Source organism: Comamonas odontotermitis, from assembly GCF_040396735.1.
Lineage (GTDB): Bacteria > Pseudomonadota > Gammaproteobacteria > Burkholderiales > Burkholderiaceae_C > Comamonas > Comamonas odontotermitis_C.
The window spans coordinates 303,918-319,815 of the sequence record NZ_JBEBNZ010000003.1 but is presented as its reverse complement, the minus strand read 5'-3'; the positions used below and the strand labels follow the sequence as shown (position 1 = coordinate 319,815).

At 63.3% G+C, this 15,898-nt stretch carries 17 protein-coding genes; 8 read left to right on the top strand and 9 right to left on the bottom strand.

Features of this window, described 5'->3' with window-relative positions; translation table 11 throughout:
- Window positions 1-20: 20 nt before the first annotated feature.
- Together ACH2DG_RS05495 and ACH2DG_RS05490 are read right to left on the bottom strand one after the other, a co-directional pair.
- Window positions 21-812, bottom strand: a complete 792-nt coding sequence (locus ACH2DG_RS05495; protein WP_395024686.1) for an SDR family oxidoreductase — start codon at window positions 810-812, stop codon at window positions 21-23.
- A gap of 96 nt (window positions 813-908) precedes the next feature.
- Complete coding sequence (locus tag ACH2DG_RS05490) at window positions 909-2,555, bottom strand: 3-(methylthio)propionyl-CoA ligase (protein WP_395024685.1); 1,647 nt, start codon at window positions 2,553-2,555, stop codon at window positions 909-911.
- 264 nt (window positions 2,556-2,819) lie between these two features.
- Between ACH2DG_RS05490 and ACH2DG_RS05485 the strand changes: the two genes are divergently transcribed.
- Window positions 2,820-3,521 (top strand): pseudouridine synthase, encoded by a 702-nt coding sequence (locus tag ACH2DG_RS05485; protein WP_395024684.1) that lies wholly within the window; start codon window positions 2,820-2,822, stop codon window positions 3,519-3,521.
- Between the two features lie 27 nt (window positions 3,522-3,548).
- On the opposite strand, the gene ACH2DG_RS05480 is transcribed toward ACH2DG_RS05485, so the two are convergent.
- Window positions 3,549-4,454, bottom strand: a complete 906-nt coding sequence (locus ACH2DG_RS05480) for a LysR substrate-binding domain-containing protein (protein WP_395024683.1) — start codon at window positions 4,452-4,454, stop codon at window positions 3,549-3,551.
- A 120-nt stretch (window positions 4,455-4,574) separates the two neighbouring features.
- On the opposite strand from ACH2DG_RS05480, the gene ACH2DG_RS05475 reads away from it, so the two are divergent.
- Window positions 4,575-5,558 (top strand): DMT family transporter, encoded by a 984-nt coding sequence (locus ACH2DG_RS05475; protein WP_395024682.1) that lies wholly within the window; start codon window positions 4,575-4,577, stop codon window positions 5,556-5,558.
- A 115-nt stretch (window positions 5,559-5,673) separates the two neighbouring features.
- On the opposite strand, the gene ACH2DG_RS05470 is transcribed toward ACH2DG_RS05475, so the two are convergent.
- Entirely contained in the window at window positions 5,674-6,378 is a 705-nt protein-coding gene (locus ACH2DG_RS05470) for an SDR family oxidoreductase (RefSeq protein WP_395024680.1), read from the bottom strand.
- Between the two features lie 133 nt (window positions 6,379-6,511).
- Between ACH2DG_RS05470 and ACH2DG_RS05465 the strand changes: the two genes are divergently transcribed.
- The 4 genes from ACH2DG_RS05465 (at window position 6,512) to ACH2DG_RS05450 (ending at window position 9,750) form a co-directional block, all read left to right on the top strand.
- Complete coding sequence (locus tag ACH2DG_RS05465; protein WP_395024679.1) at window positions 6,512-7,267, top strand: SDR family NAD(P)-dependent oxidoreductase; 756 nt, start codon at window positions 6,512-6,514, stop codon at window positions 7,265-7,267.
- Window positions 7,268-7,558: 291 nt separating this feature from the next.
- Complete coding sequence (locus ACH2DG_RS05460; RefSeq protein WP_395024678.1) at window positions 7,559-7,945, top strand: VOC family protein; 387 nt, start codon at window positions 7,559-7,561, stop codon at window positions 7,943-7,945.
- Window positions 7,946-8,218: 273 nt separating this feature from the next.
- On the top strand, window positions 8,219-9,403 hold the full coding sequence (gene bktB, locus ACH2DG_RS05455) for a beta-ketothiolase BktB (protein WP_395024677.1): 1,185 nt from the start codon (window positions 8,219-8,221) through the stop codon (window positions 9,401-9,403).
- A 137-nt stretch (window positions 9,404-9,540) separates the two neighbouring features.
- Window positions 9,541-9,750: a hypothetical protein gene (locus tag ACH2DG_RS05450; RefSeq protein ID WP_224149004.1), complete on the top strand. Its 210-nt coding sequence runs from the start codon at window positions 9,541-9,543 to the stop codon at window positions 9,748-9,750.
- A 164-nt stretch (window positions 9,751-9,914) separates the two neighbouring features.
- Here ACH2DG_RS05450 and pepE read toward each other — a convergent pair whose 3' ends face one another.
- The 5 genes from pepE to ACH2DG_RS05425 form a co-directional block, all read right to left on the bottom strand.
- The gene (pepE, locus tag ACH2DG_RS05445) at window positions 9,915-10,610 is read right to left on the bottom strand and encodes a dipeptidase PepE (protein WP_395024675.1); all 696 of its coding nucleotides are present in this window, start codon (window positions 10,608-10,610) and stop codon (window positions 9,915-9,917) included.
- 115 nt (window positions 10,611-10,725) lie between these two features.
- Window positions 10,726-11,133 carry a hypothetical protein gene (locus ACH2DG_RS05440; protein ID WP_395024673.1) on the bottom strand — a complete coding sequence of 136 codons (408 nt, stop codon included), beginning with the start codon at window positions 11,131-11,133 and terminating at the stop codon, window positions 10,726-10,728.
- 181 nt (window positions 11,134-11,314) lie between these two features.
- Window positions 11,315-12,079 carry a M48 family metallopeptidase gene (locus ACH2DG_RS05435; RefSeq protein WP_395024672.1) on the bottom strand — a complete coding sequence of 255 codons (765 nt, stop codon included), beginning with the start codon at window positions 12,077-12,079 and terminating at the stop codon, window positions 11,315-11,317.
- 94 nt (window positions 12,080-12,173) lie between these two features.
- Entirely contained in the window at window positions 12,174-13,154 is a 981-nt protein-coding gene (locus ACH2DG_RS05430) for a CysB family HTH-type transcriptional regulator (protein ID WP_377779862.1), read from the bottom strand.
- A 33-nt stretch (window positions 13,155-13,187) separates the two neighbouring features.
- Window positions 13,188-14,234, bottom strand: a complete 1,047-nt coding sequence (locus ACH2DG_RS05425) for a sulfate ABC transporter substrate-binding protein (RefSeq protein WP_395024670.1) — start codon at window positions 14,232-14,234, stop codon at window positions 13,188-13,190.
- Between the two features lie 256 nt (window positions 14,235-14,490).
- On the opposite strand from ACH2DG_RS05425, the gene ACH2DG_RS05420 reads away from it, so the two are divergent.
- Both ACH2DG_RS05420 and ACH2DG_RS05415 read left to right on the top strand, forming a co-directional pair.
- The gene (locus ACH2DG_RS05420; RefSeq protein WP_224149012.1) at window positions 14,491-14,763 is read left to right on the top strand and encodes an oxidative damage protection protein; all 273 of its coding nucleotides are present in this window, start codon (window positions 14,491-14,493) and stop codon (window positions 14,761-14,763) included.
- Between the two features lie 311 nt (window positions 14,764-15,074).
- Window positions 15,075-15,878 (top strand): aminoglycoside phosphotransferase family protein, encoded by an 804-nt coding sequence (locus tag ACH2DG_RS05415; RefSeq protein WP_395024669.1) that lies wholly within the window; start codon window positions 15,075-15,077, stop codon window positions 15,876-15,878.
- Window positions 15,879-15,898: the final 20 nt, after the last annotated feature.

Below are 15,898 nucleotides of genomic sequence, written 5' to 3'. Positions count from 1 at the left end.
CTAGCGGCTCTGCGGGGGGCCTACCCCGCCGTCACCACGCTCACGCCGCCATCCACCGCCAAAAACTGGCCGGTGATGTGCTTGCCCGCATCGCTGGCCAGCAGCACGGCGGCACCCTTGAGGTCTTCGTTGTCGCCCAGGCGCCCCAGCGGCACGTTGGCGGTCATCTGGTCTTCGCCCAACTGGTCGATCAGGCCGCTGGCGAGCTTGGTGCGGAAGAACCCCGGAGCCAGTGCATTGACGCGGATGCCATAGTGGCCCCACTCGGCCGCCAGCGCGCGCGTGAAGTTGATCACCGCGCCCTTGCTGGTGTTGTACGCAATGGTTTTCATCGCCACCGGGTTGCCGCCCAGCCCGGCAATGGAGGCCACGTTGATGATGGCACCGCTGCGCCGGCCGATCATGCTGTTCTTGGCAATGTGCTGCGAGAGCAGGAAATAGCCGCGCACATTCAGGTTCATCACCTTGTCCCAGGCGGCGAGCGGGTGGTCTTCGGCAGGAGCGCCCCAGCTGGCACCCGCGTTGTTGACCAGAATGTCCAGGTCGCCCACGCGCTCCAGTGTTTCTGCGGCCAGGCGTTCAATGTCTGCCTCCACCGCGCAATCAGCGGCGATCCAGCGCGCGTCGATGCCCGCGCCACGCAGCTCGGCCACGGCAGCTTCCAGCTCGGTGGCCTTGCGGCTGGTGACGACGATCTTGGCGCCCGCCTCGCCCAGTGCATGCGCCAGCTGCAGGCCCAGGCCGCGCGAGCCGCCGGTCACCAGCGCAGTCTTGCCAGTCAGGTCGAAAAGCTGTTGAATCCTTCGCGCCATGGTGCATCTCCGTTACTGCGATTTTGATAGCTACAGGCGCGCTTCACATCTACGCCATCGATTGATTTTGCTGAAAATCCGTTCCTGGCCGGCAGCCTATGCCGTGGTCGGCAGCACGTAGTCGGCATGCTGCTCGCGCAGCCGGGTTTTCAGCATCTTGCCTGTGGCCCCGAGCGGAATGCTCTCGACAAACACCACATCATCGGGAATCTGCCACTTGGCGGTCTTGCCCTGGTAGAAGGCCAGCAAGGCCTCCCTGCTGACCGACTGGCCCGGCTTCAAGGCCACAAACACCACCGGGCGCTCGTCCCACTTGGGGTGCGGCATGCCCACACAGGCGGCCATGGCCACGGCGGGGTGGGCCATGGCGATATTTTCAATGTCGATGGAGCTGATCCATTCGCCGCCGGACTTGATCACGTCCTTACTGCGATCGGTGATGTGCATGAAGCCATCGGCGTCGATGGTGGCGACATCGCCCGTAGGAAACCACTCGCGCCCCTGCGCATCCTTGACCAGGGGGGACGGGCCCTCGTTGCGGTAATAGTTGCCCACCGTCCAGGGGCCGCGCACCAGCAGATCGCCATAGGTCTTGCCGTCCCAGGGCTGGTCCTCGCCGTTGTCGCCCACGATCTTCATGTCCACACCGTAGATCACCCGGCCTTGCTTGGCCAGCAGCCTGGCCTGCTCCTCCGCAGGAAGGGCCAGGTGCTTGTTCTTCAGGGTGCAGACCGTGCCCAGCGGGCTCAGCTCGGTCATGCCCCAGGCGTGCAGCACGGTCACGCCATAATCGTCCTGGAAGGTCTTGATCATCGCTGGCGGGCAGGCCGAGCCGCCAATCACCGTGCGCTTGAACGTGCTGAACTTCAGGCCCTGGCTCTGTACATGGTTGAGCAGCATCTGCCAGACCGTGGGCACACCAGCGGCAAAGGTCACCTTTTCGGCCTCGATCAGCTCGTACACCGATTGGCCATCCAGCCCCGGGCCGGGGAACACCAGCTTGGCGCCATTCAAAGGCCCCGAATACGGTAGCCCCCAGGCGTTGACGTGGAACATGGGCACCACCGGCAGCACCACATCGCGCGACGAAATGTCCATCACATCGGGCAGCGATGCGCCATAGGCGTGCAAGGTGGTGCTGCGGTGCGAATACAGCACCGCCTTGGGGTTGCCCGTGGTGCCGCTGGTGTAGCACATGCCGCAGGCGGTGTTTTCGTCGAACTGCGGCCAGTTGTAACTGGTGGGCGCAGCGGCAATCCAGTCCTCGTAGGACACCAGGCCGGGGATGCCGCTGCCAGCCGGCAGCTTGTCTGCATCGCACAGCGCCACCCATTGCCGGACCGTGGGGCATCTGGCGTGTACTGCCTGGACGATGGGCAGAAAACTCATGTCAAAGCACAGCACCGCGTCTTCGGCGTGGTTCACGATCCAGGCAATCTGATCAGGGTGCAGGCGGGGGTTGACGGTATGGATGACGCGGCCCGAGCCGCCCACGCCGTAGTACAGCTCCAGGTGGCGGTATCCATTCCAGGCCAGGGTGGCCACGCGCGTGCTCGGCGCAAGCCCCATCGCATCGAGCGTGCCTGCCACCTGGCGCGCGCGCCGGGCAAAATCGGCGTAGGTGTAGCGGTGGATATCCCCCTCCACCCGGCGCGAGACAATCTCGGTATCGCGGTGGTAACGCTCCGCAAACTCCAGCAGGTTCGAGGTCAGCAATTGCTGGTTTTGCATCAGGCCAAGCATACGTTCTCCTTCAGACTTATTTGATGTGCAGCGCTTACCCGGCAAGCGCCAGCAGCAACCATTTTTGTAGCACCAACCGGTGGCACCCGGCCATCGTAGCAACCCTAGTTGCGGTAAATCGGCATGAGCAAATGCCGCTGGTGCATGTGGGTGCTACGGTAAGGTAAGTTAAGTTAAGGCACGGCGCACTGGTCGGCAGCATGCTGCTGTCGCCTTCCGTACAGTTTCTACAATGACGGTCTTTCTTTGGCGAGACGGTGCCCTGTGTTGATTCCCGTGTATGAAGACGCGCACCTCGTGGTGCTGAACAAGCCTTCCGGCCTGCTGTGCGTGCCCGGCCGGGGTCCGGACAAGCTCGATTGCCTCAGCAGCCGTGCCCAAGCGCAATGGCCGGATGCACTGGTAGTGCACAGGCTCGACCAGGCGACCTCGGGCCTGGTGGTGATGGCGCGCAGCCCGGCCGTGCAGCGCGCGCTGGGCGATGCCTTTGCCGCACGCAGGGTGGACAAGCGCTACATCGCTGTCGCCAGCGGCTCCCCCGTGGCGCAACCCGCACCTGCCGATGCCGCCTTGCTGGCCGGCATGCCGCAAGACGCAGAGCGCTGGAGCCTGATCGACCTGCCGCTGATCGCCGACTGGGAGCGCCGGCCGCTGCAGCGGGTAGACCATGCCGTAGGCAAACCCAGCCAGACCTGGTGGCGCGCGGTGACGGACCAAGAAGCAGCGGCTCTGCCCTCCACCCCTTCGGGCAGCACGCGCTTGTGGCTGGCTCCCGTCACCGGCCGCACCCACCAGTTGCGCGTGCATCTGCAGGCCATCGGGCACCCGATACTGGGCGACAGCCTGTATGCCACGTCCGGCGTACAGGCGATGGCGCCCCGCCTGCTGCTGCAGGCGCAGCACATTGCCTTCACGCACCCGGTGACGCAAGTGCCGGTGGCGTGCACCCTGCCTGCGGATTTTTGAACCGATCAGGATCCGATGAGGATCGGGCTATGCCGGTATGGCCGCCGATACGGATGCCAGCTTATGGGAGGCAGCCACCGTCTCATCCATGTGTGCACGCAGCAACTCCATCACCTGTTGCGCCCGTGGCCCCACTGCGCCCGTGCCGCTGCGCAGCAGCACGGACACCTGTGGCAGTGACGGCAGGCCCTCGCCCGGGGCAATCACCCGCAGGCCTTCCAGGGGCAGCATGCGCTGAGACAGCAGCGCCACGCCCAGCCCCGCACGTACGGCAGCCTGGATGCCCGATACATTCGGGCTGGTGTACGCAATGCGCCAGCGCCGGCCCATGGCGTCGAGCTGGCCCAGCGCGTATCCGCGCAGGATGCATTCATGCGGAAAGAGCACCAGCGGCAGTACCTGAGACTGCTCAGGGTGCCTGCCTTGTGCGCAAACCCACTGCAGGCTTTCCGCCCAGCAGTCCGGGCCGGAGCTGGGCTGGCTTTCCACGCGGCGAAACAGGGCTACATCCAGAAGACCATTGCCCAGGTCTGCCTCCAAAAGCCGCGAAAGACCGCACCGCACCTCCAGCCGCACATGGTCTTCTCCCAGCGCCAGCGGGCTGAGCACTGCAGGCAGCGAATCAACGGCCAGGTCTTCGGTGACGCCCACGCGCACCAGCTCGGGCAGGTCTTCGGCAAACAGATTGCGCGCCTCGTCGTGCAGCGCCAGGATACGCCGCGCATAGCTCAGCATGCGCTCGCCATCAGGTGTGAGCAGGCTGGAGCGCGCACCGCGCGACAGCAGCTGGCGCCCGGCCTGCTCCTCCAGCTTCTTGATCTGCTGGCTGACGGTGGACTGGGTGCGGTGCACCCGCTCGCCCGCGCGCGAAAAACCGCCGCTGTCCACCACCGAGGTGAAAGTGCGCAACAAGCTGATATCAAAGTCGGCCATTCGAGCCTCCTGCCCCAAACCCATCGATAAATCGAATATCTCACATGGAAACTTTGAATTTCCAAATATCAGCTTAAACCCCTACAGTGGATTTGTCATCCTCTTTTGCCGCCCACTGCCATGTCTGCCCAGCCCCCCTCTTCGGTCTCGCCACTGCCTTCGCCCTCGCGCCTGACGGTGCTGGCCTTTGCCATTCCCTTCACCCTGGTCTGGGCCAGCGCTTTTGCAGCCACCAAGTTTGCGCTGCTCGACAGCTCGCCGCTGCTGTTCCTGGCCATGCGCTTTTTCTGTGCAGGGGCACTGCTGCTTGCCTGGAGCCACTACCGGGGCGAGCGCATTCGCCCCAATGGCCGCGAACTCGCCAGCCTGCTGCTGATAGCCGCCTGCAACCACGCGCTGTACTTGGGTGTCAGCTGGAGCGCCATGCGCGAGGTGTCTGCGGGTCTGGCCACCATCGTGATCGGGGCCGCACCCATTGTGGTGGCCCTGCTTGCCGTGCCGCTGCTGCGCGAGCGGCTCACGGGGCGCAAGCTTGCCGGGTTGCTGCTCGGCTTTGCGGGCATGGCCTTCATCGTGCGCCACCGGCTGGGCGGCCCGCTCGATTCCTGGCACGGCACGCTCATGCTGCTGCTCGCGCTCGTGCTGATTTCGCTGGGCACCGTCCTGTACAAGCGCCTGCGCATTGGAGTCGGCAGCACCGCCAATATTGCGCTGCAACTGCTGCTGGCTTCGGCCATCATGCTGCCGTGGGCGCTGTCTGTGGAACAGTGGTCCGATGTGCACCTGAACCTGCGCTTTGCAGCGTCCATGCTCTGGTCGGTGGCCGTGGTTTCCATCGCGGGCTACACGCTCTGGTTCGCCCTGCTGCGCCGCACCGATGCCAGCAGCGCCAGCGCCTGGTTCTTTCTGACCCCGCCACTGGGCCTGATCGTTGGCTGGGCCGTGCTGGGCGAGCCCCTGGCGCTGGCCGATTTTCTGGGCATAGTGCCCGTGGTCATCGGCATTGTGCTGGTGACGCTGGCACCCCGCGCCGCGCGCCCCATCGCCCCTTCTCCTCCCGCCAGACTCTCCACGCAGCGAGCATGCAGCGCGGATAACCGATGACAACCCGCCACCTATTGGAAGGCATCACCATAAAAATAACTGCTCGCGCTCACCAACAAAGCGCCAGCAGCATAGAGGGCTGGAACCCGGCTGGCACCAGCAACGAAATAAGGCCTCAAATATGGCGCATCAGGCCGCCGTCAACCTTGATGTTCTGCCCGGTGATGTAGGCGGCGCCCTCGGACGCCAGAAACGCCACCGTCGCCCCGATCTCCTCGGCCGTGCCATAGCGCTGCAGCGGCACCGCGGCCTGCCGCTCGTCCTTCTGGGGCAGGCTGTCGATCCAGCCGGGCAGCACATTGTTCATGCGGATGTTGTGCTTGCCATACTCGTCGCAGAAAATCTTGGTGAACGCCGCCAGGCCCGAGCGCGCCATGGCTGAGGTGGGAAACAGCGCCGCGGGCTCAAACGCCCAGGCCGACGAGATATTGATGATGGCGCCGCCGCCCTGGCCCTGCATGATGGGCGCCACCAGCCGCGTGGCCCGCACCACGTTCAGGAAATACACTTCCAGGCCCTTGATCCAGTCTTCATCACTGATGGCGAGCAGATCACCCTTGGGGCCGTGGCCTGCACCGTTCACCAGAACGTCAATGCGGCCAAAGCGCTGCATCACGGCGTCCACCAGCTTCTGCATATCGGCCACATTCTGGTTCGACCCGGTCACGCCGACGCCGCCCAGCTCCTTGGCCAGAGCCTCGCCCTTGCCCGAAGACGACAGAATGCCGACGGCAAAACCGGCCTGGTGCAGTTGGCGTGCGGCTGCAGCGCCCATGCCGGAACCGCCGGCGATCACGATGGCAACTTTTTGCTGGCCCATGGTGCAATTTCTCCTGAAACAATCAAACCCAGTCATCCTAACCAAGCTCTTCAAAGTGCGCAGCCAACCCGATAGAAAAGGATGAAGCTGCGAGGGGCGAAACGGGCCCCAACTGCCGTTAGGATTGCTGGCTATGACCAAGCATCTCTACATCCTCACCGGTGGCTCGCGCGGCATGGGCCTGGCGATGGGCCTGCAACTGCTGGCCCAGGGCCACACCGTGCTCAGCATTGCGCGACGCGCGTCCAGCGAACTGGCTGCTGCGGCCTCTCAGCCTGCCAATCTCATCCAGTGGGAACAGGACCTGGGAGAGACCGATGCGGCCGCCCAGCGCCTGGGCGACTGGCTGCGCAGCCTCCAGCCTGCAGACTGGGCCAGCGCCACGCTCATCAACAATGCGGGGGTCATACCGCAGATCGCTCCCCTGTCTGCCGTGCCGACCGCCGACCTGCGCAATGCGCTGCGCGTGGGCCTGGAAGCGCCCATGGCGTTGACCGGGGTCTTTCTGGGTGCAACCGAAGGCTGGACCATTCCGAAAAAGGTGCTGAATGTGTCCTCTGGCCTGGGCCGCCGCCCCATGGCATCGCAGGCCGCCTACTGCACCGCCAAGGCGGGCATGGATGCCTACGCCCGCTGCGTGGCGCTGGAAGAAGCGCACAAGCCCCATGGCGCGCGCATCGTCTCGCTCGCGCCAGGCGTGATCGACACCGACATGCAGGTGCAATTGCGCAGCGCCGACGCAGGCGCCTTTCCCGATGTGGGCAACTTCAAGGGCCTGCACGAAGGCGGCAAACTCAGCTCTCCGTCAGAAGCTGGCGCCAAGGTTCTGGCCTGGCTCGATCGCCCCGATTTCGGCCAGAACGTAGTGGCCGACGTACGTGAGCCGTAAGAACGTGTTTACGATCTCCTCGCGCCGCGACAGTGATTTTGCGGGTTGGGGTGCTAGGCGCAGTGCGCAGCCAATAGCCAGCTATTGGCAAGCGCTGCAACGACGCAGACCGCCTGCAAAGCCACTGTCCCTACGGGTTGGAGTGAAATCGGGCGATTTCTTCGCGCTGGCCCTTGCTTGCACCCCGGTGCAAGCTGCGTCCCATCGCTTCGAACTCATCCCGATTGCACTCCAACGCGGCCGCGTAGAGATCGTAAACACGTTCTAACAACATGGAGCCACGTTGCCACCATGCTTGACCACATTGGCATCAACGTCAGCAATCTGGAGCGCAGCCGCTCCTTCTACACCCGGGTGCTCGCTCCTCTGGGCTACGAGATGCGCAAGCTGCATCCGGGCGCCATCGGCTTTGGCAGCGCCACGCCAGTCCAGGGCTCGGATCCCGGCGGCGATTTCTGGATTCGTGAAGGCATTCCGCACTCGCAGTGCGTCCATGTGGCCTTCCGGGCCGCCAACCAGGCACAGGTGCATGCCTTTTATACGGCGGCCCTCGCCGCCGGGGGCATCGACAATGGTGCGCCCGGCCCACGCAGGCATTACCACGCGCACTACTATGCGGCCTTTGTCCGCGATCCGGACGGCTACAACATCGAGGCCGTGACACATGCCCCTGGTTGAAATTGGTCCCCAATTGCTCTGAAAAACATAGCATCTTGCGCACAATTGATGGGCGCAAGATGCTTTTTTTTCGCATGCGACTGGGCTGCAGCAGTGTCGCCAAGGCGCGCTGCACGCCTGTACGTAGCCGTCCCGACTTGTCCGGCAGGCACGAGGCTGGCAATAATGCGATCATGCTGCAGCGCACCAATAAAACCCGCTAAGAAGCTGCCTGTTGCGCACGGCATACTGTTTCCATTCGCCTTTTCGCATACCCATCCAAGGAGATACACCATGACCCGTGAAGTACTTGTCTGCAGCGCCGTGCGCACCGCCATCGGCACCTTTGGCGGCAGCCTCAAAGATATTCCGCCAACCGAGCTGGGCGCGCTGGTCGTCAAGGAGTCGCTCGCCCGTGCCGGAGTCGAGGGCAAGGATGTGGGCCATGTGGTGTTCGGCCATGTGGTCAACACCGAGCCCAAGGACATGTACCTCAGCCGCGTGGCAGCCATCAACGGCGGCTGCCCCAAGGAAACACCCGCGATGAACGTGAACCGCCTGTGCGGCTCGGGCCTGCAGGCCATCATCAGCGCGAGCCAGGGCATCCTGCTGGGCGACTACGACATCGCCATTGGTGCCGGCGCCGAAAACATGAGCCGCGCGCCCTACGCCAGCCTCAACACCCGCTGGGGCGCCCGCATGGGTGACACACAGATGGTCGACATGATGACCGGCGCCCTGCACGATCCATTCCACAAGATCCACATGGGCGTGACAGCCGAGAACGTGGCCAAGGAATTTGGCATCAGCCGTGACGACCAGGACCAGTTGGCCCTCACCAGCCACCAGCGTGCCGAAGCCGCCTGGGCCGAAAACCGCTTTGCAGGCCAGATCGTCCCCGTCATGCTCAAGAGCAAGAAGGGCGAGGTCGCCTTCGACAAGGACGAGCACTTTCGCGCCGGTGCCAGGATTGAAGACTTCCAGAAGATGAAGCCCGTGTTCGCCAAGGAAGACGGCACCGTCACCGCCGCCAACGCCTCGGGCATCAACGATGCCGCCGCCGCTGTGGTGCTGATGGAAGCATCTGCGGCAGGTGCGCGCGGCGCCAAGCCACTGGCCCGCCTGGTGGGCTACGCACACGCGGGTGTCGAGCCCAAGATCATGGGCATCGGCCCCATTCCTGCATCCAAGGCCGTGCTGGCCAAGACAGGCCTCAAGCTCGACCAGATGGATGTGATCGAGGCCAATGAAGCCTTCGCAGCGCAGGCCTGCGCCGTCACCAAGGGGCTGGGCGCCGATCCGGCCAAGGTCAACCCCAACGGCTCGGGCATCTCGCTGGGCCACCCGATCGGTGCGACCGGTGCCATCATCACGGTCAAGGCCATCCACGAACTGCACCGCACGGGCGGCCGCTATGCACTGGTAACCATGTGCATTGGCGGCGGCCAGGGCATTGCAGCGATCTTCGAGCGCCTGTAAGCCAGGCCGGACCACCGGCTGCTCGCTGTGCCCTGGCATCACCGGGGCACAGCGCGCACGGCAGGACACATGCCATCAACGGCCGTGCAGGTCCGTACCACGGACGCGTGCACGCATCATTCGCAACAGGCCATCCCATGCGATTTTGTATCTACACCCGCATTGTTGACGTGGAACGCCGGGCCGATGCCTGGCAGGTCATGGCAGTCGGCTCCGACGGCAAACGCCGCCCCGCAGGCTTTGTGATCCCCGACTTCATCGAGGAGCACGAGCTGGTGCAGTACCTGGAAGACCTGTTCCACGAAAGCGCTTCACCCACCAATGGCGATGTACGGCGGCTGTACTAAGAGCCGCAAACACAACCCTTGATACGTCGTTACTTCGCCTAGCGCGGCCCGGCCTGACGCGGCCCGGCGCCTCGTCTCAACCGCAAATCTGCGATTTGCTGGGTTGTGTTAGCGGCTCTAACCCGGTACGTGCCCGGTCCAGATACGCGTTCTAGAAACTGGCTCTAGATATGGGATCCGAGTGCCAGATCCTGCGCGTCCACATTCGCGGTGAACAGCTTGGCCGCATAGGCGCCAGCCACCACCACGGCACTGCCATTCACCTCCAACCAGGTGCCCTCGGGCAACGCCACCACGCGCATCTGCGGGTTAGCCACCAGAAACTCAGCCAGGCGCTGGTCGCGGGTTTCGCCCTGGTGGCCGGGCGGCAGGCTGTTGTTGTAGTGCGGGTTGATGCAAAAAGGCACCAGCCCCAGCGCGCCAAAGCCGTGCGGGTTGACGATGGGCATGTCGTTCGTCGTGTTGATCGTCAGCCCCGCCAGATTGGCACCGGCGCTCCAGCCGATATAGGGCATGCGGCCCGAACGCACGGCATCGCCCAGGCGCACCAGCCAGCCGCGCCTGCGGCATTCGGCCAGCAGTTGGAAGGTGTTGCCTCCGCCCACAATGATGGCCTGCACCTCGCCTGCCAGAAACTGCTCGACGGCATCTTCCGCATGTGCGCCCACCAGTTGCACACCGGTGTGTGCGATGGCGGCCTGCACCTGGGCGGTGTAATCGTCCCAGCTGATGGTGACCCCGGCAAACGGCACAAACAATGCCTTGCGTATGCCCCCCAAGGTGGCGGCGATTGCATCGCGCTGCTGGGTGAGATAGCCGCCATCAGGGGCCCGGGAGTTGCTGAGCAAAAGCAGTTTCATCGAAGAGCTTTCAGGGCTGAATGCAGGTACAGCATAGCAGTCCCAGGCTCAGCAAATGCAGGTCCCTGAGCCCATGGCGACTCGTGCGGACGAGTTTGCAGCGACGTTTGACAGCTCAGCGCTGCCAGTCCTGTGCGGGCTGTGCCGGTTGGTGGCGGCGGTGGTGGGACGAACGGTTCTTGTAGCGCTTCTCCCGCAGGCGCTGCTCTCTCAGCCGGTCCTGGCGATCCTGCCGGTCTGCCCGGCGCTCCCCATTGCCGTAATAGCCTTGCGAACGTTCATGCTCACGGATCTTTTCTTCGCGGCTGCGGTAATCGCGGTCGCGCGCATGGATCGGGGTTGCCCATGAGCCAGAGGACAGGCTCCATCCAGCACCTGCGGGCCGCAGGCCCTCAGCCCAGGCACCACCGGCCAGCCCTGCCATTGCGCCTAGAACCAGTATGGGCGCACACAGGCGGCGCAACACCTTCTGGCCTCTTGCCGCCCCTGGAGTGCTGTCTGCGGGCAAATGCTTGTCAACCATGATGGCTCCTTCTTTTGCTTTTTTGCGTAGATAGGAGCATTGTGCCCGCTCGCCCGGCTCTGTCCGTCAGCCAACAGCGCGTTGCAGCGAAGCCCATCGGCCCACAATGCGCAATACATGCAAAAAGGCCCATGGCGTCTGCCAAGGGCCTGTGCATGGGTTCGAGCGAACGGAGGGGCTTTTACTTGTTCCCGTCCAGGCGAGCCTGCATCGCCTTGGCGCGCTCTTCCGATGGAGGGTGCGAACTCATCAGCGAGTTGCCGCCGCCACCGCCGAGCTTGGCCAGCTTCTGGAATGCGGTGACCAGACCCTTGCGCTCCATCTTCTGCTTGGTGAGCAGGTCAAACGAATAGTTGTCGGCTTCGGATTCATTCGATTGCGAGAACTGCGCGTGAATGAATTTCTCGCCCAACTCGCCCGCTTGCGAGCGCGACAGGGACGACAGCGCCGAGTTGCCGCTGTTGGCTGCAATCTGGCGCGCCGCCGAAGTAGCGTAGGCGGTCTGCATGCGCTTCTTGCTGTGGCCCAGGGCGACGTGGCCAATTTCGTGGCCGATCACGCCGCGCAGTTCGTCGTCGTTCATCAGATCCATGAGGCCGCTGTATACCCGGATGCAGCCATTGGCCATGGCCCAGGCGTTCACATCGCTGGTGAGGTAGACCTTGTAGACCGCCTTCTTGCCGTCGACGTCCTTGGGCATGTTGGCGATCACCTTGTTCAGACGCTGGGTGTACTTGCTGTTGGCGGGCGCAATCTTGTTCTGGGCATCCATGGCCTCGCAGGATTCGTTGGACAGCGCCACCACATCGCTGTCGGACAAAGTCATGGCTTTCATCGCCGTCGAGCCGCTGTCGATCATGCTGCCAATGTTGCCCGTATCCATGGTTTTACAGCCGGCCAATGCCAGGCTACCTGCAACGGCGGTCAAAACCAGAGCTTTACGCATACGCTATCCCCTTCTTGGTGCAAGTTGAAAAACTGCATCATAGCGTACACATATCAGAACAACAAAAACAAATTATTCAAACAATTAACACAACTTAAGCTGCCTTTTGTACAGCACTTACAGATGCATCTTCGTCAGGAGCGGCTGCGGACACGGCCTGCAGCACTACATCACGCGTCAGGGTCGGCACGAAGCTCTCGATGAACTGCAGCGCATAGGCGCGCAGCCACACGCCCTTGCGCAGGGCAATGCGGGTGGTGTTGACCTTGAACAGATGCCCCGCATCCAGCGCGCGCAGATGGCGATCACGTTCCTCGTCAAAGGCAATGGAGGCGACGATACCGATCCCCATGCCCAGCTCCACATAGGTCTTGATCACATCGGCGTCCATGGCCGTCAGCACGACGTTGGGCTCCAGGCCCGCTGTGGCAAAGGATTCGTCAATGTGCGCGCGGCCGGTGTAGCCCTGCTCGTAGGTGATGATGGGAAAGCGCACCAGCGACTGCAGACTGAGCGGCCTGCCCGACTCCACCTGAGCCAGCAGCGGATGGCCCAGCGGCACTACGACGCTGTGCGTCCAGCGGTAGCCCGGCAAGGTGGCCAGGCTTGCATAACCCGTGAGCGCTTCGGTGGCCACACCAATATCGGCAGCTCCGCTCAGGAGCATCTCGGCCACTTGGCGGGGAGAGCCCTGGTGCAGATGCAGTGCCACATCGGGAAACTGGGCCCGGAAATCACGCACCACCACCGGCAGCGCATAGCGCGCCTGCGAGTGCGTGGCGGCAATGCTCAGCTGCCCGCTGCGGCTGGCATGAAAATCCGCCCCCGCACGGCGCAGGTTCTCCGATTCGAGCAGCAGCCGGTCCACAATGGGCAGGATCGCCTCGCCCGGCGGGGTCAGGCCCGTGAGCCGCTTGCCGGCGCGGATGAAGATATCCACGCCCAGCTCGTCTTCCAGTTCGCGGATCTGGCGGCTCACGCCCGGCTGCGAGGTGTAGAGCACCTGGGCGACTTCGGTCAGGTTGTAGCCGTTGCGCGCTGCTTCGCGCACGGCCCGCAGTTGCTGAAAATTCATGGCATTCTCCGCTTTGCTGATGAGCGCCCGCGCTTATTTCTTGGTGTAGATCTGGTCAAAGCTGCCGCCATCGGCAAAGTGCGCGGCATCGGCCTTGGCCCAGCCGCCAAAGGCATCGTCGATGGTGAAGAGCTTGAGCTGCGCAAACTGCTTGCCGTACTGCGCCTTGGCCTTTTCGCTGGTGGGGCGGTAGAAGTTGCGGCCCGCAATGTCCTGGCCTTCGTCGCTGTACAGGTACTGCAGGTAGGCTTCGGCGATCTTGCGCGTGCCGCGCTTGTCCACCACCTTGTCAACCACGCTCACCGTGGGCTCGGCCAGGATGGAGAGCGAGGGGGTCACGATCTCGAACTTCTCGGCACCGAACTCCTTGAGCGCCAGATAGGCCTCGTTCTCCCAGGCCAGCAGCACATCGCCCTGGCCGCGCTGCACAAAGGTCACGGTCGAGCCGCGCGCGCCGGTATCCAGAATCGGCACGTTCTTGAACAGTTTGCCGATGTAGTCCTTGGCGCCTGCCTCACCACCGTAGGTGCGCTTGCCGAACTCCCAGGCTGCGAGATAGTTCCAGCGCGCGCCACCGCTCGTCTTGGGGTTGGGCGTGATCACCTTCACATCGGGCTTGATCAGATCTCCCCAGTCCTTGATGCCCTTGGGGTTGCCCTTCTTGACCAGGAATACGATGGTTGAGGTGTACGGCGCGCTGTTGAGTGGCAGGCGCTTTTGCCAGTCGGCCGGCACCAGGTTGCCAAATTTGTGCAGTGCATCGATATCGCCCGCCAGGGCCAGGGTGGCCACATCAGCCTCAAGCCCGTCGATGATTGCCCGCCCCTGCTTGCCGGAGCCGCCGTGCGACTGCTTGATCGTCACATCCTGACCGGTCGTGGCCTTCCAATGCTTGGCAAAGGCCTGGTTGAATTGGTTGTACAGCTCGCGGGTCGGGTCATAGGACACATTGAGCAGAGTCACTGGCGCCGCGCCCTGGGCATGTGCGCTGCCGATGAAAGCAGCGGGAGCAGCAGCAATCAGAGACGCGATTGCGGCTGCGGCTATCGGAAACTTGATAAAGTGGCGGCGTTGTTGCATGAAGAGCTTTCAAAATTTCAGAAATCGGATGGTCAGCGGGCGCATATCGCATGCCCCACGGCTTGAGCGCATTCTGAAATTCGCTCCTCAAAACTCAAACTACTATTAATTCAGTTTTTAATGACTGAAATTTATTAACAAGACGATCTTCAGCCTCCGCCTCCCTGATTTTTCAATCGATTCAACCACTTGATCAATCAAGGCTGAAGTGCGGCAGCCGCTGCACACCCGTCAACTACGAGAAGGACACCACCCCATGGCACGCATGGTTCAATGCATCAAGCTGCAAAAAGAAGCCGAAGGCCTCGACTTCCCGCCCTACCCTGGTGAGCTGGGCAAGCGCATCTGGGAAAACGTCAGCAAGGAAGCCTGGGCTGGCTGGCTCAAGCACCAGACCATGCTGGTGAACGAAAACCGCCTGAACCTCGCCGACGCCCGCGCCCGCCAATACCTCGCCCGCCAGATGGAAAACCACTTCTTTGGCGGCGGCGCAGACGCCGCGGCGGGCTATGTCCCGCCCAGCGAGTAACGCAGTGGAGCGCTGCAAGAAGGAGTTTCGCTAAAACCACTTCTTTGGCGGCGGCGCAGACGCCGCGGCGGGCTATGTCCCGCCCAGCGAGTAACGCAGTGGAGCGCTGCAAGAAGGAGTTTCGCTAAAACCACTTCTTTGGCGGCGGCGCAGACGCCGCGGCGGGTGACGTTCCGCCCAGCGAAGCGTAATTGCTACTTATTTAATAGCTTAAGGCGCTTATCCATCCAGCGCCAGATCGCTATTTTGCACCAAGGCCGGTCTGTACCGGCCTTTTTTGACGCTGTTCGTTCCGCACCCTCATTTTCAGCATGCCAACTGAGTTCTCCACGTATTTGAAAGCCTGGGCGCTGGTGCCGGATGGATCGGTGGTGGATACCCATGCAGCCACCCTGCTCCCCGTCGTTCACCAGGGCCGCCCGGCCATGCTGAAAGTGAGTGAATCTGAGGAGGAAGCCGCTGGCTACGACGCGCTGCAGTGGTGGGGCGGGAACGGCGCGGTGCACGTATACGCACGCAGCGGCCATGCCCTGTTGATGGAGCGGGCTGCCGGCGCACGCTCACTTGCGGCGATGAGCCAGCACGGCGAGGATGGCGAGGCCACCCGCACCATCTGCACCGTCGTCGCGCAATTGCACGCTGCACGTGCCACACCGCTGCCTGCTTTGACGCCACTGCCCCAACGCTTCGCCTCATTGGCGGCTTTCCGTGCCGAGCCCGCCAGCGTGCTGCGCGCGTCACAGCGCGCTATGGAGCAGCTGCTGGCTGCGCCGCGCGATGTCGTCTGCCTGCACGGCGATATCCACCACCACAACATTCTGGATGGCGGCAAGCGCGGCTGGCTGGCCATCGACCCCAAGGGCCTGCTGGGCGAGCGCGGCTTTGACTATGCCAACCTCTTCTGCAACCCCGATGCCGCAGCCGCCTGCCACCCGCAGCGCTTTGAGGCACGGCTACAACTGGTGACGCAGGCCGCGCAACTCGATCGACAGCGCCTGCTGCAGTGGATTCTGGCGTGGAGCGGGCTCTCTGCGGTGTGGCACATGGAGGACGAAACCCCTGCCGACATTGCCCTGCAGGTAGCGGGCATGGCAGCTGCGGCGCTCAAAAGGTAGCGGTTTTTACTCTACTTTTA